Source organism: Acinetobacter modestus (assembly GCF_014636095.1).
GTDB lineage: Bacteria > Pseudomonadota > Gammaproteobacteria > Pseudomonadales > Moraxellaceae > Acinetobacter > Acinetobacter modestus.
This window is the reverse complement of sequence record NZ_BMDV01000006.1, coordinates 199,667-220,227: the sequence shown is the minus strand read 5'-3', so window position 1 is coordinate 220,227 and position 20,561 is coordinate 199,667. Positions and strand designations below refer to the sequence as shown.

Annotated in this window: 22 protein-coding genes and 4 tRNA genes; 23 read left to right on the top strand and 3 right to left on the bottom strand. The window is 39.5% G+C overall.

The annotated features are described in order from the left end of the window. Positions 1–68: 68 nt before the first annotated feature. Positions 69–617: an NUDIX hydrolase gene (locus tag IEV17_RS14080; RefSeq protein WP_034601671.1), complete on the bottom strand. Its 549-nt coding sequence runs from the start codon at positions 615–617 to the stop codon at positions 69–71. 120 nt (positions 618–737) lie between these two features. On the opposite strand from IEV17_RS14080, the gene IEV17_RS14075 reads away from it, so the two are divergent. The 7 genes from IEV17_RS14075 (at position 738) to fghA (ending at position 6,861) form a co-directional block, all read left to right on the top strand. Further along, a complete protein-coding gene (locus IEV17_RS14075; protein ID WP_004663818.1) occupies positions 738–1,352 on the top strand; it encodes a CoA pyrophosphatase in 615 nt (204 codons plus the stop codon). Positions 1,353–1,388: 36 nt separating this feature from the next. Beyond that, positions 1,389–1,916, top strand: a complete 528-nt coding sequence (locus IEV17_RS14070) for a gamma carbonic anhydrase family protein (RefSeq protein ID WP_171062463.1) — start codon at positions 1,389–1,391, stop codon at positions 1,914–1,916. A 145-nt stretch (positions 1,917–2,061) separates the two neighbouring features. After that, positions 2,062–2,760 carry a tRNA (adenosine(37)-N6)-threonylcarbamoyltransferase complex dimerization subunit type 1 TsaB gene (gene tsaB / locus IEV17_RS14065; RefSeq protein ID WP_004663815.1) on the top strand — a complete coding sequence of 233 codons (699 nt, stop codon included), beginning with the start codon at positions 2,062–2,064 and terminating at the stop codon, positions 2,758–2,760. Between the two features lie 8 nt (positions 2,761–2,768). Next, a complete protein-coding gene (locus IEV17_RS14060) occupies positions 2,769–3,590 on the top strand; it encodes an undecaprenyl-diphosphate phosphatase (protein WP_004663813.1) in 822 nt (273 codons plus the stop codon). Beyond that, a complete protein-coding gene (locus tag IEV17_RS14055) occupies positions 3,590–4,399 on the top strand; it encodes a class I SAM-dependent methyltransferase (RefSeq protein WP_004663811.1) in 810 nt (269 codons plus the stop codon). The genes IEV17_RS14060 and IEV17_RS14055 overlap by 1 nt, the downstream gene beginning before the upstream one ends. A 202-nt stretch (positions 4,400–4,601) precedes the next feature. Then, positions 4,602–6,047, top strand: coding sequence for a C13 family peptidase (locus IEV17_RS14050; protein ID WP_004663809.1), 1,446 nt, complete (start codon positions 4,602–4,604; stop codon positions 6,045–6,047). Beyond that, positions 6,016–6,861, top strand: a complete 846-nt coding sequence (gene fghA / locus IEV17_RS14045; protein WP_004663808.1) for an S-formylglutathione hydrolase — start codon at positions 6,016–6,018, stop codon at positions 6,859–6,861. Before IEV17_RS14050 ends, fghA begins: the two co-directional genes overlap by 32 nt. Before the next feature lie 29 nt (positions 6,862–6,890). On the opposite strand, the gene IEV17_RS14040 is transcribed toward fghA, so the two are convergent. Further along, positions 6,891–7,166: a DUF2218 domain-containing protein gene (locus IEV17_RS14040; protein ID WP_004663806.1), complete on the bottom strand. Its 276-nt coding sequence runs from the start codon at positions 7,164–7,166 to the stop codon at positions 6,891–6,893. Between the two features lie 181 nt (positions 7,167–7,347). Between IEV17_RS14040 and rpe the strand changes: the two genes are divergently transcribed. From rpe to IEV17_RS13960, 16 genes are all read left to right on the top strand, one after another. Then, entirely contained in the window at positions 7,348–8,034 is a 687-nt protein-coding gene (gene rpe / locus IEV17_RS14035) for a ribulose-phosphate 3-epimerase (RefSeq protein WP_004663804.1), read from the top strand. Between the two features lie 365 nt (positions 8,035–8,399). Beyond that, complete coding sequence (locus tag IEV17_RS14030; RefSeq protein ID WP_004663803.1) at positions 8,400–8,819, top strand: hypothetical protein; 420 nt, start codon at positions 8,400–8,402, stop codon at positions 8,817–8,819. A 68-nt stretch (positions 8,820–8,887) separates the two neighbouring features. Continuing rightward, positions 8,888–10,828 carry a copper resistance system multicopper oxidase gene (locus tag IEV17_RS14025; RefSeq protein WP_004663801.1) on the top strand — a complete coding sequence of 647 codons (1,941 nt, stop codon included), beginning with the start codon at positions 8,888–8,890 and terminating at the stop codon, positions 10,826–10,828. Beyond that, complete coding sequence (locus tag IEV17_RS14020; RefSeq protein WP_004663800.1) at positions 10,815–11,714, top strand: copper resistance protein B; 900 nt, start codon at positions 10,815–10,817, stop codon at positions 11,712–11,714. Before IEV17_RS14025 ends, IEV17_RS14020 begins: the two co-directional genes overlap by 14 nt. A gap of 82 nt (positions 11,715–11,796) precedes the next feature. Further along, positions 11,797–12,300 (top strand): hypothetical protein, encoded by a 504-nt coding sequence (locus IEV17_RS14015; protein ID WP_004663799.1) that lies wholly within the window; start codon positions 11,797–11,799, stop codon positions 12,298–12,300. Between the two features lie 2 nt (positions 12,301–12,302). Then, positions 12,303–12,848: a hypothetical protein gene (locus IEV17_RS14010; protein WP_004663798.1), complete on the top strand. Its 546-nt coding sequence runs from the start codon at positions 12,303–12,305 to the stop codon at positions 12,846–12,848. Positions 12,849–13,021: 173 nt separating this feature from the next. Continuing rightward, positions 13,022–13,339 (top strand): DMT family transporter, encoded by a 318-nt coding sequence (locus tag IEV17_RS14005; RefSeq protein ID WP_004663797.1) that lies wholly within the window; start codon positions 13,022–13,024, stop codon positions 13,337–13,339. An 18-nt stretch (positions 13,340–13,357) separates the two neighbouring features. Then, complete coding sequence (locus IEV17_RS14000; RefSeq protein WP_004663796.1) at positions 13,358–13,843, top strand: methylated-DNA--[protein]-cysteine S-methyltransferase; 486 nt, start codon at positions 13,358–13,360, stop codon at positions 13,841–13,843. Between the two features lie 307 nt (positions 13,844–14,150). Continuing rightward, the gene (argJ, locus tag IEV17_RS13995) at positions 14,151–15,371 is read left to right on the top strand and encodes a bifunctional glutamate N-acetyltransferase/amino-acid acetyltransferase ArgJ (protein ID WP_004663795.1); all 1,221 of its coding nucleotides are present in this window, start codon (positions 14,151–14,153) and stop codon (positions 15,369–15,371) included. Positions 15,372–15,515: 144 nt separating this feature from the next. Then, positions 15,516–16,580: a quinolinate synthase NadA gene (nadA, locus tag IEV17_RS13990; protein ID WP_004655525.1), complete on the top strand. Its 1,065-nt coding sequence runs from the start codon at positions 15,516–15,518 to the stop codon at positions 16,578–16,580. A gap of 143 nt (positions 16,581–16,723) precedes the next feature. Beyond that, positions 16,724–16,800, top strand: a tRNA-Pro gene (locus IEV17_RS13985). A gap of 68 nt (positions 16,801–16,868) precedes the next feature. Further along, positions 16,869–16,945, top strand: a tRNA-Arg gene (locus IEV17_RS13980). A gap of 36 nt (positions 16,946–16,981) precedes the next feature. Continuing rightward, positions 16,982–17,057, top strand: a tRNA-His gene (locus tag IEV17_RS13975). A 4-nt stretch (positions 17,058–17,061) separates the two neighbouring features. Beyond that, positions 17,062–17,138: transfer RNA gene (locus tag IEV17_RS13970), tRNA-Pro, on the top strand. A 142-nt stretch (positions 17,139–17,280) separates the two neighbouring features. Beyond that, the gene (locus IEV17_RS13965) at positions 17,281–17,916 is read left to right on the top strand and encodes a nuclease-related domain-containing protein (RefSeq protein ID WP_004663794.1); all 636 of its coding nucleotides are present in this window, start codon (positions 17,281–17,283) and stop codon (positions 17,914–17,916) included. Between the two features lie 184 nt (positions 17,917–18,100). Further along, positions 18,101–19,705 carry a GMC family oxidoreductase gene (locus tag IEV17_RS13960; RefSeq protein ID WP_004663793.1) on the top strand — a complete coding sequence of 535 codons (1,605 nt, stop codon included), beginning with the start codon at positions 18,101–18,103 and terminating at the stop codon, positions 19,703–19,705. Between the two features lie 33 nt (positions 19,706–19,738). Here IEV17_RS13960 and ntrR read toward each other — a convergent pair whose 3' ends face one another. Next, entirely contained in the window at positions 19,739–20,494 is a 756-nt protein-coding gene (gene ntrR / locus IEV17_RS13955; RefSeq protein WP_004663792.1) for an ADPR responsive transcriptional repressor NtrR, read from the bottom strand. Positions 20,495–20,561: the final 67 nt, after the last annotated feature.

The following is a 20,561-nucleotide window of genomic DNA, read 5'->3' as shown; positions in this document are numbered from 1 at the left end:
ATTTTAATCAACTAAAAGCCTCATTTTTGAATGAGGCTTTTAGTATTAAGAAAACTAAAACTATTTATTTAACCTGTACGATCTAAACGTGTACCTAATGTTTCTAAATGAGAAGGAAATAATCCTAGTTTACGATCTGCAAAATAATGTTTTAAAGTTTGTTCTACACTTGGAAATGCGAGTTCCGCCCAAGGGATATTATGTTCTTCAAATAAACGGCATTCGAGACTTTCTTCTCCAGCTCCAAAAACACCATCTTTCAATTGTGCTTTAAATAGAACATAAATTTGTCCAATACGTGGAATATTGTACATACAATATAACTGTTCGATTTCAGCTTCAGCTTCAGCTTCTTCTCGTGTTTCACGAGCAGCACCTTGTTCCATGGTTTCAAATAACTCCATGTAGCCTGCAGGAAGTGTCCATAGCCCATAACGTGGCTCAATAGCTCGCCGACACAATAAAACTTTATTATCCCAAATGGCTAATGCACCGCAAATAACTTTCGGATTTTCATAGTGGATGTTGCCACAGTGTGTACAGACGAGCCGTGTTTTATGATCACCTAGCGGGATTTTTGCTTCAGTTTGATGTCCACACGCAACGCAAAAGCTCATAATTATCATCAGCTACAGAGATAACTCAGCATAACTGAATTTTGATCACTTCGCATCATGATCTATGATTGTGATTGAAATTTCAGTTATGATGATTTGTAAGGAAAACGAGAAAAAGAGATGAGTCATATGGAAGAACCATCGTTAATACAGCTTTTACAACAACGGTTGCGTTTTTCCAAACGAATCCAACAAGCTGATGCAGCGGTTTTAATTGCAATTACACAAGAACAGCAACCTAAGGTCTTACTCACACGTCGTTCAATCCATTTATCTCAACATGCAGGTGAGGTGTCTTTTCCAGGAGGAAAGCGTGATCCGAGTGATACCAGCAATATTGTGGTGGCGTTACGTGAGGCACAGGAAGAAACAGCGCTTAATCCGTTCGATGTCAAACTGTTAGGTGATTTGCCAATACAACGAGCCCGTAGCGGTTTATCTGTGAAACCGATTGTAGGATTAATCCCTGCGGAGGTGGACTTAATTGCTCAACCTACAGAAATTGATCGTATTTTTTTTGCACCATTACAGCAATTAATTGATGCACCACCTTTACCCTATGAAGTACGTTTAGTTCGACAATCAATTTATTTTCCAAGCATGCAAGTGGAAAATGAAATTGTTTGGGGTTTAACGGCTCGGATGTTGGTGTCTTTATTTCAGTATGGGCTTGGGCATCAAAAAAAATGGCCTTTTTTAGTGAATCCACCACATTTTGGATTATCTAAATTCTAATCACGTCTTATTAAAATAGAGTAGTATTTTGTCATGATGTACACATATCAAGGATTGAGCCCTAAAGCATTACATGAACCTTGGGATGGCTGGGTAGCACCGAATGCAACGGTGATTGGTCAAGCTGAGTTAGGTCGCCAAGTCAGTATTTGGTTTGGTGCTGTTGTACGAGCGGATAATAGTGTCATTCGGATTGGAAATTTCTCGAATATTCAGGAAAATGCAGTTTTACATACCGATGCAGGCATTGAACTGAATATTGGGGATTATGTGACAGTCGGTCATCAAGCAATGTTGCATGGCTGTACGATTGGAGATAATTCTTTAATTGGTATCAATGCTGTGGTTTTAAATAATGCTGTGATTGGTAAAAATTGTATTATCGGTGCAAATGCATTGATTCCTGAGGGTAAAGTTATCCCTGATAATTCTGTAGTCATGGGGGCCCCAGGAAAAGTGATCAAAACATTAGATGAGCATGGCGCTGCACGGTTACGCTTGAGTGCTTTACATTATGCTGAACATTATAAGAATTTTTTAGTATTGGAAGAGTTTAATTTCTAATAATTACGAGTTGATATATTGTGTTTCTTTAGCCAAGTATATCCTTGGCTTTTTTGTATCTATAAAAAGCCAATAACTCGCTTAGGGCGCTTGAGTGGGGTATGATACTCGACGTTTTTTATCTCTTTTAAGCTAAGGTTTTTGCATGAAGTTGCTTGCATTGGAAACTGCAAATGAGCACTGTTCAGTTTCATTAATTGATGATGTTCAAGAACTCTATTTTCAATTAGATGAGCGACCAAAAGCACAAACGCAAACCATTTTGCCATTAACTGAACAGGCGCTATTACAGACTCAAACTCAATTGGCTGATTTGGCTGCAATTGCGTTTAGTCGTGGACCAGGTTCATTTAGTGGTGTACGTATTAATGCTGCGGTTGCTCAAGCTTTGGCATGGTCACAAGATTTGCCTGTTATTCCTGTATCAAGCTTGCAAGCGTTGGCGCAAGCTGCATATCGTTTGACAGGATTACAGCAGGTTACAGCTGTTTTAGATGCGCGTATGCAAGAAGTTTATATTGCTAATTTTAGTCTAGATGAAGATGGGATTATGCATGCTGTCGATGAAGAAAAATTATTAAATTATGAACAAGCGACCGCATATCGTAAATTTATCGCGATTGGCTCAGGTTCAGAATTGATTAAGCCAAGTCAAATAGACTCGCAAGAGGCTTCCATTCTAAAAACGTCTGCAACAGAAATTCGAGCAACTGCGCAGGATATTGCAACTATTGCGCGAATTTATGCTGTACAAAAAAAATGGGTTGATGCTAAGCATGCACTACCTGTGTATTTACGTGATGATGCATGGAAAAAAATTCCAGAACAAAGTAAAGCGAATTAAGGTTAATTATGGATCTTTTATTGCTATTTAAAGCAGCAATTATGGGTTTGGTGGAAGGGATTACTGAATTTCTACCGATCTCAAGTACAGGGCACTTGATTCTAGCAGGGCAGTTGCTAGATTTCTGGACGCTTGAAAAGCGAGAAATGTTTGCTGTTGCAGTACAAATTGGTGCAATTGCAGCTGTAATCTATGAATATTGGGGAAAGCTGTGGGGCGCATTAATTGGAGCACTCACCGGTCAAGAACAAGGTCGCCGTTTAAGCCTGAATTTAATTATCGCTTCTATTCCAATTGTGATTATCGGATTGACCTTTGGCGATGTGGTGAAGGCTTATTTGTTTAATGCAGTTACGGTCGCAATTGCGCTCATTGTCGGTGGTTTCGTCATTTTATGGGCTGAACGCCGCCAGCATAAAATTATAAGTCCTGAAGTTGAGGATTTGACATTCAAGCAGGCAACGCTGATTGGTTTGATTCAATGTTTTGCGTTAATTCCAGGGACTTCACGTTCTGGTTCAACCATTATCGGTTCATTATTCTTAGGCATTTCACGTAAAGCAGCGGCTGAATTTTCATTCTTCCTCGGTATTCCTGTATTGATGGGGGCAGGCTTACTGGATATGTATAAAATGCGTCATGAATTACATAGTAATGATATGGCTATTTTAGCAGTTGGAATTATTGTTGCCTTTGTTTCAGCTTTAATTGTGATTCGTGCACTAATTCGTTATGTCTCTAAGCATGATTTCACCGCTTTTGCTTACTACCGTATAGTCTTTGGTTTATTTATTTTGGCGACATGGTGGACAGGTTGGGTGCATTGGTAATGCAGATGATCTGTTGGTATCAGATGGAGTACGCGGAGCAATTTCAACAACTTCAAACTCGTTTAGCGAGTTTGGATGTCGAACTAAAAGGTCAAATCGTTGAAAAAGTGAATGCGCGTTTCCTTCGTCTGAATCCAGAAATGGCTTTAGTTTTAGATGAAGATGGACTCAGTCTGGCTGCGAATGGGATGAAAATGCAACCTGATTGGCGTGCTGAAATTCCTCGTTTAAAACGAGCCAGTCTGAAATCCGAAATGATTGCAAGAGCATGTCAATTAGGTGAAAAACCTAGCTTAATTGATGCAACAGCTGGCTTAGGTCATGATAGTTTATTGATGGCTTACTTGGGTGCTGATGTGCGTTTAATTGAACGTCATCCCATCCTATTTGTATTATTAGAATATACCAAAGCTCACGCAGAAAGAGATCCTTTTTTGCAATCTGTTATGCCACGGATTCAACTCATTTATGCTGATTCAACTGATTATTTACATGGATTAAAGCAGCGAGATGAACAGATCGATGTCGTTTATTTAGATCCGATGTTCCCACAGCGAGATCAAAATCACCAAGCACAGAAGAAACAGGCACAGGTCAAAAAGCAAATGCAATTATTGCATATGTTATTACCTGAAGATGGTGAAATGGATTTAGGTGATGAATTATTGCATCTTGCCAGTAAAATCGCTAAACGCGTTATTGTAAAACGACCACGACATGCTGTTTATTTGGCCGATCAAGCTCCAGATCATCAATGGCTAGGTGATGCTTGTCGTTTTGATGCATATTTTCCTAAAAGTTCAACTTAACTTTTATCCAAGTGATTGTTTAGCTTAGGTGAATGCTCGGTAAAGATTTGTGATATAGTGCAAAAGCATGATTGATAAAAAATTCTTGTCGAGCTTAAATGAAGGAAAGACATTGTTCCTTTTAGGAAAAGTCATATTCATTTTATAAAAGATAGACATATTCTCAATCTAAGCTTGAAAAGAGAAATACCCGAAGAACTTTATGATCGACCTCAAACCCTCCATTAATATCTGGCATGATTTTAAAAGTAACCAAATTGCTGGAATGTGGTTGTTCCTTGGGTCTCGGCGTTCTTTACAGATTGTTCATCCATCAATTACGCAGCTGATTATTTGGGGTATTTTAGGTGGTTGTACCAACTCACTTTATAGCTGGTTGGTGGCAGGGCAAATTGGTGAATTCAACCCTCAAGGTTTGATTGGTTACGCACTTTGGCCTTTTATTGCCTTAATTGTGGGGATTTTCCTTTCGCAACGCATGAACCAAGCCCGTTTAATGCTTGTACCCGCATTATTATGGTTAGTGCTTGATACCAATATCTTATTATTACAGTGCTTGATCCAATATTTAGGTTCAAATGGCTATCTAAATTTCATTCCCGATACAATCTATAATGGTTTCTTACCACCATTATTTGTTGGGCTATTTGTTTGGCAAAGTCTGGCTGTGATTTGGGTATTTTCACGGGCATTAAATTGGCCGTGGTGGGAGCGTGCTTTAGTTTTTATTGCGACTATTGCAACAATGGTGGTTTGGCAACTTTCGGTAAAAGATCAACCGATTTGGAAAGTTGAAGAAACACCACCAAGTTTTGCTGAAGATGCTTTTTATGCACAAAGTCATGTGCTGGACAAAGCTTTAGATCAAATCCAATATGGTGATATTGCGAAAAGCCATTGGTATTTTATGGGTGTAGCTGGGGATAGCTACGCTGATGTTTTCAAATCTGAAATTGAGCGCATTAGAGAGCAATTTGATACCCGTTTTGGAACGTTTGGACGTTCCATTATGTTGATTAACAATCCTGCGACACGTTTAGATGTTCCAATTGCATCTAAAACCAGTATTGAGTTAGCGTTGCGTCGGATTGGTCAGCAGATGAACCGTGATAGCGATGTATTATTTCTTTATATGACATCCCACGGTGAGCGTAATCATTTTGAAATCGAAAATGCACCATTAGAATTAGGGCAAGTCGATCCGAAATGGCTACGTGAAACGCTTGATAAATCAGGGATTCGTTGGCGAGTGATTGTAATTTCAGCTTGTTATTCAGGAAGTTTTATTCCAGCGTTACAGTCGCCTGAAACCTTAATTATTACTGCTTCAGCCGCAGATAAAACCTCTTTTGGTTGTAATAATGAAGCGGATTACACTTATTTTGGTCGTGCTTTCTTCGATTTGGCGATGCGTGAACAATCCTCAATGAAAAAAGCATTTGATCAGTCTAAACAAACTGTGACACAGTGGGAAACAGCTCAAGGATTTGAACCATCTGAGCCGCAATGGGCCATTGGTCGTAACATGGAATTGATGTTGCCACAACTTGAGCCGTATTTATTCCCAACGCAAAATATCACAACAACAGACATTACAAAAACACAGGATAATCAACATGCAGCTACTGCAAAAAAATCGTTGTTTTGAGGGTGAACAGCGTATTTATCAACTGGAATCACAGCATCTTAAAGGTCTAACCAAAGTTGGAGTGTATTTACCTCCTGCTGCTTTAGAAGGAAAGCCTTGTTCAGCATTATTTTATCTTGCGGGTTTAACTTGCACTGAAGACACCTTTGCAATTAAAGCACATGCACAACGTATGGCAGCTCGGCTGAGTCTGATTTTAATTAGCCCTGATACCTCTCCGCGTGGAGAGGGAGTTGCACAGGGCGATCATTGGGACATTGGTCAGGGTGCAGGCTTTTATATCAATGCCATTCAACAACCTTGGGCTGAACATTACCAAATGGAGTCTTATTTGGTTGATGAACTTTATGCACATGTTTTACAAGCATTTCCAATTATTGAAAGTCAGATTGGAATTTTTGGACATTCAATGGGAGGTCATGGTGCATTAACCTTGGCGTTTAAATACCCAGAGCAATTTAAATCGGTTTCAGCTTTTGCTCCGATTTGCGCGCCAAGTATTTGTCCGTGGGGAGAAAAGGCATTTAGTCACTATTTAGGTACAGATCAACAGCAATGGTTAGCACACGATGCAACGGCTTTAGTCCAGCAAAAGGGTGGAGTTTTTGAGGAAATTTTAATTGATCAAGGTCTAGAAGATCAGTTTTATGCTCAATTAAACCCTGAAAAGTTTAAGCAAGCTTGCTTGGATGCAGGGCAACATTTAACTTTACGCCAGCACAAGGGCTATGATCATGGGTATTACTTTATTCAAAGTTTTATTGATGATCATCTACAATTTCATGCGATTCAGTTAGAAAAGGGAATGGCTTAAAAAAAGAAGCTCGATTGAGCTTCTTTTTTTTAATGATGCTGCCATTCAACAATAAACTCTTGTTGTGCCATACGATTTAAATGATCAATAACCACCTGTTCTAGACGAGCAACATCTTGTTGCTGATTTTCAATCAATACATCTAAATGCTGTTCTTGTGGTGTAAGCGTCACTGTTGCTGTAGGCATAAAAATTTTTGAATACAGCTCAGTCTCTGATACTTCAAATTTGTGCTTCCAGTGATTCAGTAAACGTTTACTGATACGTTTACCTTCGTGAGTTGTAATTTGTGTCGTACTATTCATTTTTTAACTTCATATTTTGATTTCACCATTAAAAATAGCAAAATCATATGCAGTTAAAAACAGTATTCATGCAACGTGTTGTTGCAAGTTTGCAATGTCGTAATCGTATCTTTGTAACAGCCTAAAGCCGATGAATTTGTTATAATTCAATTATCATTTTTCAAAGTTTGCCAGGTCATTCATGTCCAAGCCTTATTTAATTGCTCCTTCGATTTTATCTGCTGATTTTGCACGTTTAGGTGAAGATGTAGAAAAAGTTTTAGCTGCAGGTGCAGACGTTGTGCATTTTGATGTCATGGATAACCATTATGTACCAAACTTAACTTTTGGTGCAGGTATTTGTAAGGCATTGAAAAATTATGGTATTACGGCACCAATTGATGTGCATCTGATGGTTTCACCTGTTGATCGTATGATCGGTGATTTTTTGGAGGCAGGTGCAGATATTATTACTTTTCATCCAGAAGCAACGGATCATATTGATCGTTCTTTACAACTGATCAAGGCGGGTGGTGCTAAAGCAGGTTTAGTTTTCAATCCAGCTACCCCTTTACATTATCTTGATTATGTTCTCGATAAAGTAGATCAAATTTTATTGATGAGTGTGAACCCTGGTTTTGGTGGGCAAAAATTTATTCCAATGACATTGGAGAAACTTCGCCAAGCACGCAAACTCATTGATGCCAGCGGTCTTGATATTCGCTTAGAGGTTGATGGTGGCGTCGGTCCAGCAAATATTCGTGAAATTGCTGAAGCGGGCGCGGATATGTTTGTAGCTGGTTCTGCAATTTTTGGTCAACCTGATTATAAAACTGTAATTGATCAAATGCGTGCAGAATTAGCTCAAGTTGGTGCAAAAGAAATTTAGTGTTTTCATACTATTTTTCACACAAGGTTGTGGATAACTTTGTTTATAACTGGGTGGATAACCGTGTTGATAAGCAAGTGGATAAGATGTTGTTAAAATAAACAAAATGAATTCAGTTGTTTATATTCTCAACAGGAATATCAAAAAAGGACAAATTTTTGTCCTTTTTTTGTGCGTCAAGTCCTTTATTTTGCTTTATTTTTGTTCATAACGTATTTTATCCTTTTCGCTTGATAAATCGGCAATCCTGTTGCTTAAATGCATGAAATTAGCATAAGTTGAACATAAAGTAGATTGTGCATAAGATAGAAAGAAATTATGCTAAGTAAATCGCATTCATTTGATGATTGATCCAAGGATATTTAGTGCAACTTCATAAAAAATACAAGCATCTATGGTTTGTATTCCTGATGATATTCTTCATCGGGGGAAGCGGTGCGTCTATTGCAGCAGTCCAAACGATTCAACTTGATCAAAAGATGCCTACAGCGCAAGTGATACCATGTCATGATCAACAAATGACACGTCAGCATCATCAAATGGATATGTCGCATGATGTAACCAATGTCGTTAAATGCCATGATGGTCATATGCAAGATCAGCAACATTGCCCTGATTGTAATAATATTTCGCATTGCCAAACGATTAATTTTGCACTCGATCAACAAATTCCAAGCCTGTCTGTCTCCCCTTTTTTTGAGCTAAACACATATAAAAATACTGCGTATCAAGCTCGTCATCTTGCAGGGCATTGGCAAGAAATTTTACGTCCTCCTAGAACCTAATCTGTCTTAGAAGCTCTTTTTCGCTTCAACGAGCGATTTAAAAATAGTTCACAGATTAGGAAAATATTATGTCCTCAAAAATATATGCTGGTGTCATTGCTGGCTTAAGTCTAATTTTTGCGCCTTATAGTTTGGCTGCAATAAAAGAATATCATCTGAACATTAATCAAGGAATGGTCAATGTCACTGGGAAATCTGTCAAACGTATTACGGTAAATGGCAAATTTATTGCGCCGTTATTAGAGTTTGAAGAAGGTGATGAAGCGGTCATTCATGTGCATAATCAACTCAAAGATCAAGATACGTCATTACATTGGCATGGATTACTTTTGCCAGGATTGATGGATGGTGTGCCTGGTTTTAATGGCTTTAAAAGTATTAAGCCGAATGGCAGTTTTGAGTATCGTTTTAAAGTTCGTCAAAACGGAACTTATTGGTATCACGCGCATAGTAAAGGACAGGAACAAGATGGCCTATATGGCCCTTTGGTAATTTATCCGAAAGGCAAACAACCTGTCGCGACACATGAGAAAGCTGAGCGAGACTATGTGGTGATGTTGTCTGATTTCCATGAAACGGAAAGTGACAAGATCATGGCGAATTTGAAGAAGTCGGCTGAGTATTATCAAAACCAACGTGAAACAGTGGGTGATGTATGGAAGCAGGTGAAACAAGACGGTTTAAAAGCAACTTGGAAAGATCGTTCGATGTGGAATCAGATGAGGATGCTTAAAACTGATTTATCTGATGTCACTGGTTATACCTTCTTGGTGAATGGACAAACACCACAACAAAATTGGACTGCTATTTTTAACACCGATGAAAAGATTCGTTTGCGATTTATTAATGCTTCAGCGATGTCTTTTTTTGATGTACGTATTCCAAACTTAAAAATGACGGTGGTTAGTGCCGATGGTCAGCCAGTGAAACCCGTTCCTGTGGATGAGTTTCGTATTGGCACAGCAGAAACTTATGATGTGTTAGTGGAACCTAAGCAGGCACATTATCAAATTGAAGCTGAATCAATCGACCGTTCTGGTTTTGCGATTGCTTCATTGCACAATAGCATGACACCGAATACGCAAAAGGTTCAGATTCCTAAGGCGCGCCCACGTGTATTTTTGACGATGGAGGATATGGGTATGGATCATGGTTCGCATGGTCAGATGGATATGAGCGACATGGATCATGTTTCAGATCAGCCAATGAATATGGCCAATATGAATCATAGTCAGCATCAGATGCCTCAAGCTAAAGCACAAGTTGCACCAATGCAAAAAACAGCGATGGATCATAGCTCACATGAAAAAATTGACATGTCGAAAATGGATCATAGTTCGAATGGACAGATGAACATGCCAGGTATGGACCATATTACACATGGTCAGATGGATATGTCAGCTTCAGCAACGCTGTCAGATCATAACCAACACCAGATGGTGGTATCGTCTGAAAAAACAACTTCAGATACCGTTCAGGGGTGGGCGAATGCAGCAACACCAATCGGTCAGAAAGCCTTAACTTATGCCGATTTGCAATCCTTACAGCCACAACCTGAGCGTTATAGTCGCTCAGCAGAGCGTGAAGTGATGATTCGTTTGGGTGGAACCATGGAGCGTTATATTTGGACGATTGATGGTAAGAAATTTAGTGATCCTGACTTCAAACCTTTAACCGTGCGTTATGGCGAGCGTATCCGTCTCAAATTTGTGAATGAAAGTATGATGGCGCATCCAATGCATTTACATGGCATGTTCATGCAATTGGAGAATGGTCAGGCACCACAGGATATGCCAAATAAACATACGGTGATCGTGCCGCCGGGCAAAACTGTTACAGCTCTACTTACTGCTGATGAGCTAGGCGAATGGGCGATTCATTGTCATCTGTTGTACCACATGAGTGCGGGCATGATGAGTAAATTGATTGTCGCAAATGTTGATGATTCAAAAGCACTAAAACAAACATCTGTTCAATCATCTCAAGGAGCGAGTCATGCACATCACTAAGCAAGCTTCTACGATGAAATGCTATACGCAATTATTGGCAATTGGTGGCATGATTTCTTCTTTGAGTGTATTTGCATCTGCACATGAGGGGCATGATCAAATGATGCAAATGGATCGGTCGGTACAACAGGATATATTGATGGAGACATCATCTCCTATTGATCATTCGGAACATCAACCTGAATTAAAGCAAGTACCATCTGATATTCAACATGATATACATGATCATCATCGTGAACATGGTGGACAAATTTATCAAGCCACCGCGATTAAAAATGCATGGATCGTTGATGACGATGGTCGAGGTAGTGCCAGTACTGAGCTAAAAACATGGGTGGGAAGTGATAAAAATAAAATATTCATTCAAGCACACGTTGAAAAAGCAGAATCGGAAAAAACTCAAACCGAAACAAAGCTGTTATACAGCCGCAATGTTGCTGACTTTTGGGATGTACAAACCGGTGTTCGTTATCAATATCAGCCTGAACAAAAGTATGCTCAAAATCAATGGGACGCGGTATTAGGTTTACATGGTCTAGCACCGTATTTCTTTGAAACCGAAGCTTATATTTATGCAGGCCAAAACCAACGTTGGCAATTGAGTTTAGAAACAACACGGGATGTATTATTTACGCAAAAGTTGATTGCTCAACCTTATTTAAATGCAGATGTAATATTCAATGATGAGTCAAGTTATGCAAGTAAATCTGGATTATCTAAACTTCGGATAGGCCTGCAAACGCGTTATGAAATCAGTAAAAAAATAATGCCATTTATTGATGTTGCTTATGCATACAACAAAGGTTTGAAACAAACCGAATTTCAATCGGCTACAGACAGTAAAAAAGGTTGGCTATATGGTTTGGGACTTACGTTAAAGTTCTGATCCTTTGTCTAAAAGGTCACTATCCTGAGATACTGTTGGTTTATACTAGCAGTATCTTTTTTGAGTCATTCATGGTGCATAAATGGCTTTAGAACAACAAGACAATTTAATAACTGATAAAGCAAATGAATCTCTAAGTCGGAGAGAAAAAACACAAAATTTGATAACTCAATTTGACGCTGTTCCATGTGATGGCAGTATGAAAGTCAGTTTTTATTATATTCCACACATGAGTAGTTTGGTGGAAGTACAACGTATTCGAAAAGCATTATTGCCATTTGCAGAAATTTTAGTTGAACATAGTATTGATTTAGATACACGTCATCTAACTTTATATCATCATTGTGGAATTGATGAGGTGACAATTGCTCTAATTCGCTTGAGCTTGGGAGCTGAGTTACAACAAACCTTGTCACATTATGAACCTTTAGAAATGAATACTTTGAATACAGATACTGCAACTTTACAGGAGCATAAAGTTGAGTCACAGGATAATTATTTAAGTGTTTTAGGTCATTTTTTAATTTCATGCTTAAATCATTTAAAGCAATGGATAAAATGCTTACAGAGAAAGAAGGATAATTAAGCATGCCAAGATGGATGTATGGTGTACTAGGATTGGCTATCGCATGGTTGGTTTGGACACAGGTATTAAAACCAGCGCCAAATATTAGTCAAATGACCACCCAACAAGGCGTACAGATTAATGCATTGGAGAGTTATGAAGGTGCATTTCGTGTGCTTTCTAGAGAAGACTACAATTTAGGGCGTGAAGCTGAATTTTCACCAATGGATATTGCTGTTGGTTGGGGAGATATGGCAAATCCACAGATCTATAAACAAATTGATGTATCACAAAGTAATCGTTGGTATCACTGGCGTATAGATCATCAACCGCCTATTTCTTTGAGAGAAATCGCAACGCATAGTGCCAATATGCATCTAGTTCCTGCCAATGCTTATGTCGCATCTCAAATGAAAAAAATTAAAAAAGATGATTTAGTCTATTTAAAGGGTTCTTTAATCGAAATACAGACAAAAGATGGCTGGCATTGGAAAAGTTCTTTATCCCGTGAAGATACAGGAAACGGGGCATGTGAGCTAATGCAGGTCGATCAGATTTCATGGCAGTAAATCTTAACCTTAGATAAAGCGATTTAATTTTTAAAATACTGCACTGGAATCCATACATAACCTTTCACATAATCTCGAAATTTTACAGTACACTGCTTTTCCTAAGAGGACGACCTCACTTCAAAAGCATCACGTTGGGACGACCCAACTCTTGTTAAGGTTGAGTGTAAAAAATGGCATGGGCAATTTTAATTTTGGCGGGTATTTTTGAAATTATTTGGGCATATTCAATGAAGATGTCTGAGGGTTTCACCAAACTAACGCCAAGTATCGTGACCATCATTTTTATGATTTTAAGTGTCGTATTATTATCAATTGCAATGCGATCATTGCCTTTGGGTACAGCTTATACGGTTTGGACGGGAATTGGTGCGATAGGATCATTTATTGTTGGCATCATGGTTTTAAATGAACCAATGACTGCGATGCGAATGATTGCTGCAATATTAATTGTATCTGGCTTAATGTTGATGAAATTATCGTCAAATTAATGGTTTAAGGAGAGAGTAATGCAACTGGTGTATATGTACATGGATTCTCCTGTGGGTGCATTAAAACTGGTTGCTCATGATCATGCATTGGTCGCCGTGATGTGGGACAATGAAGATCATAAACGAGTTCGACTCGCTGAACTGATAGAAGATCATCAACATCCGATGTTACTTCGAGTAAAAAAACAATTAGAACAATATTTTGCAGGGCAACGTCAGCAATTTGATTTACCTTTAGATTTTAAAGGGACAGATTTTCAACAACAGGTTTGGCAGACTTTATTAACTATTCCATATGGCGAAACACGGAGTTATAAAGAGATCGCCGTTCAGTTGGGCAATGAAAAAGCCGTGCGTGCAGTTGGGGCAGCCAATGGTAAGAATCCGATTTCGATTATTGCGCCGTGTCATCGGGTGATTGGTTCGAGTGGAGCTTTGGTTGGTTTTGCTGGTGGTTTGGATAAGAAGCAGATTTTACTCAGTTTAGAGCAAAGCAAAGCTTAAATAATTTTAATTTCAAACTCTGCATAGCCTCATAAATAAGTAAGGGATTAGATGTATTTTGCGTAGGCATTCTTTTACTTTTCAAAGATGAAAAGTAACAAAAATCTTTTGTTTGGCTGATGGTACATCCTTGATACCACAGCCAAACTGGCGGCATCCATGCCGCCTATCAAGATAGTCAGTCTTGAGTATAATTCTAAAAAAACTAACTTTATTTTATAAATTATCCATGTCGTTAATACTCGATTTTAATTGCCTTTTGGAATAAGCTTAAGCCTTTCATAACAAGTTGAATGGAAGTTTAAAAATGGCTGTTGGTGACGTAACAATGCCACTTATGCATGTGGTGCAGGGTGTAAAAATTGGCTCAACTGAAGCGTATGTACGTTATCCAAATCGACGAGATCTAGTCATTTTTGAATTTGCTGAAGGCTCAAATGTTGCAGGGGTGTTTACCCAAAGCGCTTTTGCTGCTGCGCCTGTTCAATTGAGTAAAAAGCATTTAGCAGAAAATAAACCACGTTACTTGATTATCAACACGGGTAATGCCAATGCTGCAACAGGCACAGTCGGTTATAAAAATGCAGAAGCCACTTGTGCCAAGTTGGCTGAGTTAACTGGTGTTGATGCCAATCAGATTTTACCGTTTTCAACGGGTGTAATTGGTGAGCAATTGCCAATTGAACGTTTAGTGCAAGGTATTCAACCTGCACTCAATGATTTAAATGCCGATCGTTGGGCGGATGCTGCATCAGGCATTATGACCACAGATACCACACCAAAAGGTGCATCTGAGCAGTTTGAGCTTGACGGCGTAATCTATACGATGACGGGGATTAGTAAAGGTGCAGGCATGATTCGTCCAAATATGGCGACCATGCTCAGCTTCGTTGCAACTGATGCCCCGATTAGTGCTGAATTGGTACAGCGGTTATTGCAAACCACGGTTGAGCATTCTTTTAACCGTATTACCATTGATGGTGATACCTCAACCAATGATTCTTGTATCTTTGTCGCAACTGGATTAGCAGGTGGTGTTGAGATTCAGAGCCAAGATGATGCACGTTATCAACAGGTTCTTGATGTGCTGGCGCGTATTATGAACCGTTTAGCGCAATTGATTGTGCGTGATGGTGAAGGTGCGACCAAGTTCATTACTGTACAGGTTGATGGTGGAGAAAATACTCAAGAATGTTGTGATGTTGCCTATAGCGTTGCCGAGTCGCCGTTAATTAAAACTGCTTTATTCGCTTCAGATCCAAACTGGGGGCGAATTGTGATGGCGATTGGTAAGGCAGGTGTGCCCAACCTAGATAGCAGCAAAGTTCAAGTTTGGCTTGGTGATGTACAGATTTGCTTAGATGGTGGTGCAAACCCAGATTATACTGAAGAAGCAGGTGCAGCTGTCATGGCTGAAAAGGAAATTAGCATTCGTATTGACCTCGGTCGTGGTACAGCAAAAGACACGGTTTATACCTGTGACTTTTCTTACGACTATGTCAAAATTAATGCCGATTATCGCTCATAAATTTGCGTTATAATAAAGCCTCCACAGTGGGGCTTTTTTTATAAGCTAGTTTGTGGATGAGGTGATTTTTTCCCAAATGATCACGCCATTACCCACGTTAAAAGTTTGCAGTAATGCAAGCACGCAGGATAGAGAAGACGTTTTATGAATGATGCGAATTTAATTGCGAACGAAGCCAAAAATATTGTGCAGGCGCATTTAGATCGTTTGGGCGAGCCAAAGGACAATAGCCTTAGCCCAGAAGTGAAACAAGAAAAGTTTGCCCAAATTGCAGCCGAGTTGAAAAAGCGCAATGCAGTGCTTGTGGCTCACTATTACTGTGATCCTGAAGTGCAGGAGCTTGCCGAACTGACAGGTGGCTGTGTTTCTGATTCATTGGAAATGGCGCGTTTTGGTCGTGATCATCCTGCGACGACTTTGGTGGTTGCTGGGGTGAAGTTTATGGGTGAAACCTCTAAAATCTTATCACCTGAAAAAACCGTGTTGATGCCAACTTTAGAAGCAACCTGTTCACTCGATTTGGGTTGCCCTGTGGATGAGTTCACAGCATTCTGCGATCAGCATCCTGATCATACTGTGGTGGTGTATGCCAATACCTCAGCGGCTGTGAAAGCGCGTGCCGATTGGGTGGTGACATCAAGTTGTGCGGTTGAGATTATTGAGCATTTAGATAGTTTGGGTGAAAAAATTATTTGGGCACCAGATCAGCATTTAGGCCGCTATATTCAAAAGAAAACTGGCGCTGAAATGTTGTTGTGGGATGGTGCATGTATCGTGCATGAAGAGTTCCGTGCGCGTGGTATTGCGCAAATGAAAGCACTCTATCCAGATGCTGCGGTATTGGTTCACCCCGAGTCACCTGAATCAGTGGTGGATATTGCAGATGCGGTGGGAAGTACCTCGCAACTGATTAAAGCAGCACAGACCTTGCCGCATAAACAAATGATCGTGGCAACAGATCGCGGTATTTTCTACAAAATGCAGCAAGCTGCACCAGATAAAGAATTATTTGAAGCACCCACTGCAGGTGAGGGGGCGACTTGTCGTTCATGCGCACATTGCCCGTGGATGGCAATGAATGAACTGGATGGCATTTTGCATGTATTACAACATGCTGATCAAGAAATACACGTTGATCCAGCCCTAGCTGAACGTGCGAAATTACCCTTAGATCGAATGTTGAACTTTAGTGCTTCTTTGAAACGCTAAAATGTCTGAAAATGCTTGTTAAATATACATTTGATAAGGATTTATTAGTTTTTTGGAAAATAGGTGTTGACGTTCTAAGGCGTCGCGCCTAGAATGCACACCGTACCGCACGATGTGCGATACAGTAAAAGCTGAAAAGAAATCGGAGCATAGCACAGCCTGGTAGTGCACCTGGTTTGGGACCAGGGGGTCGTAGGTTCGAATCCTACTGCTCCGACCATTTAAAATATGTTGAAAAACATAGTTTTAAATATCGGCGAAGTATCGTGATAGTATTATCATCGTTATGCGCCTGTAGCTCAGTTGGATAGAGCATCCGCCTTCTAAGCGGATGGTCACAGGTTCGAATCCTGTCAGGCGCGCCATTTGGCAGCTTGGTATATAGAATCAAAGTTTTGATGGTGGATGTAGCTCAGTTGGTAGAGCCCTGGATTGTGATTCCAGTTGTCGCGGGTTCGAATCCCGTCATTCACCCCAATTTCGGAGCATAGCACAGCCTGGTAGTGCACCTGGTTTGGGACCAGGGGGTCGTAGGTTCGAATCCTACTGCTCCGACCATCATATTAAAAGATGAGATAAAATACCGCTAAGTTAGCGGTTTTTTTACGTCTGGATTAATTGATTATGTTATTAATATAATATTTATAACGTATTAGATTCATTATTTTAAACTTTAAAAACTATAAGTGATTGGGAAGAGATGCTTTTCTATTTTATTTTTATCATTATTATTTTAGCTGTTCTTACTTATTTGAAATCGCCCCATTTTAAAGGAAAGATGGGTGAACTCATGGTTGCCGTACATGTCGATAAAGCATTAGGAGATGAGTATATTCTGTTAAATAACTGTACGATTCCAGATCAAGAGCAAGGAACAACACAAATTGATCACATTTTAATAAGCCCTTACGGTATTTTTATTATAGAAACGAAAAACTATACGGGGTGGATTTTTGGTAGTGCTCGTCAGAGACAATGGACGCAAAAGATTTATAAAAAAAGTTATAAATTTCAAAACCCATTACATCAAAACTACAAGCATATGAAAGTTTTGGAGATGATTTTAAGTGATATAGTTGAGCCAAAAGATTTGCATTCAGTTATTGTTTTTACCCCTAGAAGTGAATTCAAAACAGAAATGCCTGAAAATGTATTTCGTGGAAAGGCATGGATAAATTATGTAAAGAGCTTCAATGAAGAAGTAATTAGTTCAATCAAGCAAAAAAGAATTCATTTCAGAATAGAAAAAGAAATATTGGAATCTTCATGGAAAACAGATCGCCAACATGTTGAATATCTAAAACAGAAAAGCACGAAGAAAGATACGATAAATTAGCTTTTTGCTTTATCTGATAATTTATCTCAAATTCCTTGCTTAGTTTAGCTATTGTGGTTTGAATGATATCCAGTTAATTTTTAATTGTAGAGCATGGAGCTGTTAGACAAGTAATGCCGCTTATTTATGTGGTTTTAGGCATAATATTTTAACTTTTTAAAAAATGAAAATAACAGGGATAGAAATGACACAAGCAGCTTTTGATTTTGTAATTATTGGTGGTGGCTCAGCAGGTTGTGTACTTGCAGGTCGGCTTTCAGAAAATCCAAATATATCAGTTTGTTTACTTGAGGCTGGTGGTGATGGCAATAGCTGGTTGGTGAATACACCATCAGCAGCAGTGATCAGTATTCCAACCAAGATTAATAACTGGGCTTTAGAAACCATTCCACAAAAAGGTTTAAATGGGCGTAAAGGCTATCAACCTCGTGGAAAATGCTTAGGTGGTAGTTCTGCGATTAATGCGATGGTCTACATCCGTGGTCATCATAGTGATTATGACCATTGGGCAGCTCTAGGTAATATAGGATGGTCTTATCAGGATGTATTGCCATACTTTATAAAATCAGAGCATAACGAGCGTATTCGTAATGAATATCATGGCCAACATGGTCCACTCAATGTCAGTGAATTACGTTCGGACAATCCGTATCAGAAAACCTTTGTTGAAGCTGCGAAGCAGGTCAATTATCCACTTAATGATGACTTTAATGGCGCAGAACAAGAAGGGCTCGGTGTTTATCAGGTTACACAAAAAAATGGTGAACGTTGGAGCGCAGCACGTGGTTATCTGTTTCCTTATTTAGGTAAGCGACCAAATTTACATGTAGTGACTCAAGCAAAAGTTTCACGTATCGTTATTGAAAATGGTCGTGCAGTTGGAGTTGAATACGAACATAAAGGGCAAACTACCGTTGTTCGTGCAAATAAAGAAGTTTTACTCTCTGCAGGGGCATTCCAATCACCACAAGTCTTGATGTTGTCGGGGATTGGCCCACGCCAAGAACTGGAAAAACACGGTATCCCTGTAATTAAAGATTTAGCGGGTGTTGGTGAGAACCTACACGATCATCCTGACTTTATTTTTGCTTATAAGACCAAGCAAATGGAAGGAACCTTTGGAGTGTCGGTTGGGGGCAGTGTTGATTTAGTCAAACAGATTGGGCGTTATCGTAAAGAACGTCGTGGTTTAATCACCACCAATTATGCTGAATGTGGTGGTTTCTTAAAAAGTCGTCCTGAATTGGATAAGCCGAATCTACAGTTGCATTTTGTGATTGCGGTGGTGGATAACCATGCTCGAACTATGCATATGGGACATGGAATTTCATGCCATGTTTGCTTGTTGAATCCACGTGCGCGGGGTTCAGTCAAACTCAGTGGCAAAAATGTCGATGATCCACTATTAATCGACTTTAAATTCCTCGAGGATGAACAAGATCTGCAAGATATGGTCGATGGGTTTAAAGTCACGCAAAAGTTAATGAATGCACCTGCTTTAGGTGAAAAAATTAAAGAAGATATGTTTACAGCGAATGTGCAGTCTGATGATGAAATTCGTGAGATTTTGCGCCAACGTGTCGACACGGTCTATCATCCTGTTGGTAGTTGTAAAATGGGGGTGGATGCGATGGCAGTGGTCGATCCTGAGTTAAAAGTGTATGGTATTGAAGGACTACGCGTGGTGGACGCGTCGATTATGCCAACCGTGGTCAATGGAAATACTAATGCGCCAGCGATCATGATTGCTGAAAAAGCGGTGGATTTGATTCGTCAAACTTGGAAGTAAGTTCTAAGTTATTGTGGAGCTAAGCTATTTGCCTTAGCTCTTTTCATTTTCAGCGGAGTTGCGTGGTGTTTCCAACATACGTGGAAAGGTGAAGTTGTAATTTTCCAGTGCATAGCGAAACAATTGAGCGGGGCGTTTGCCGACAATTTTTTGCTGTCCTGTTTCTTCAACTGCACCTGCTTCCTGCATACGCCGTCTGAATGATTTCTTTTCTAATGTATGCCCTAAAATAATTTCATAAATGGTTTGTAATTCGGTCAGGGTAAAAAGTTCAGGCATGAGGCTGGCGGGTAGAGCGGTATAACGGGTTTTATTGGCAAGGCGATCATAAGCGAGTTTTAGCAGTTGTTGATGATCAAAGGCTAAATCAAGTTGCAAGGCTTCTTCTATAGAAAGCCATTTACTCATTTCAGTTGTTGAAGTCTTTTGAATTTCAAATTTACTAAAATCAATCAGTGCAAAATAAAGTGATGTAATGGACCAACCACGTGGATCACGATGTTGATTGCCAATGGTTTCGACTTGTTCTAGATAAGGGGAGTGAATCCCTGTTTTTTCATGTAGTTTACGGTGCGCCGTTGCCATTAAATCTGGATCGGTTTTTAAATCGACAAAGCCACCCGGTAGCGCCCATTTGCCTTTTTCGGGAAAGTTGGAGCGTTGAATCATTAAGACTTGTAATTGACCTTTTGCCACAGAAAAAATTGCCATATCGACCGTAAACAGAGGCGTGTCATAGTCTGTTTTTTGATAGTGGGCAAGGTATTCCTGTTCGGAGGTATAGGTCATTTGGCGTTGTCTCATGGATGAGTGAATCAAGTATAAAGGTTTTTTATAGATTTGAATGAGCTGATGG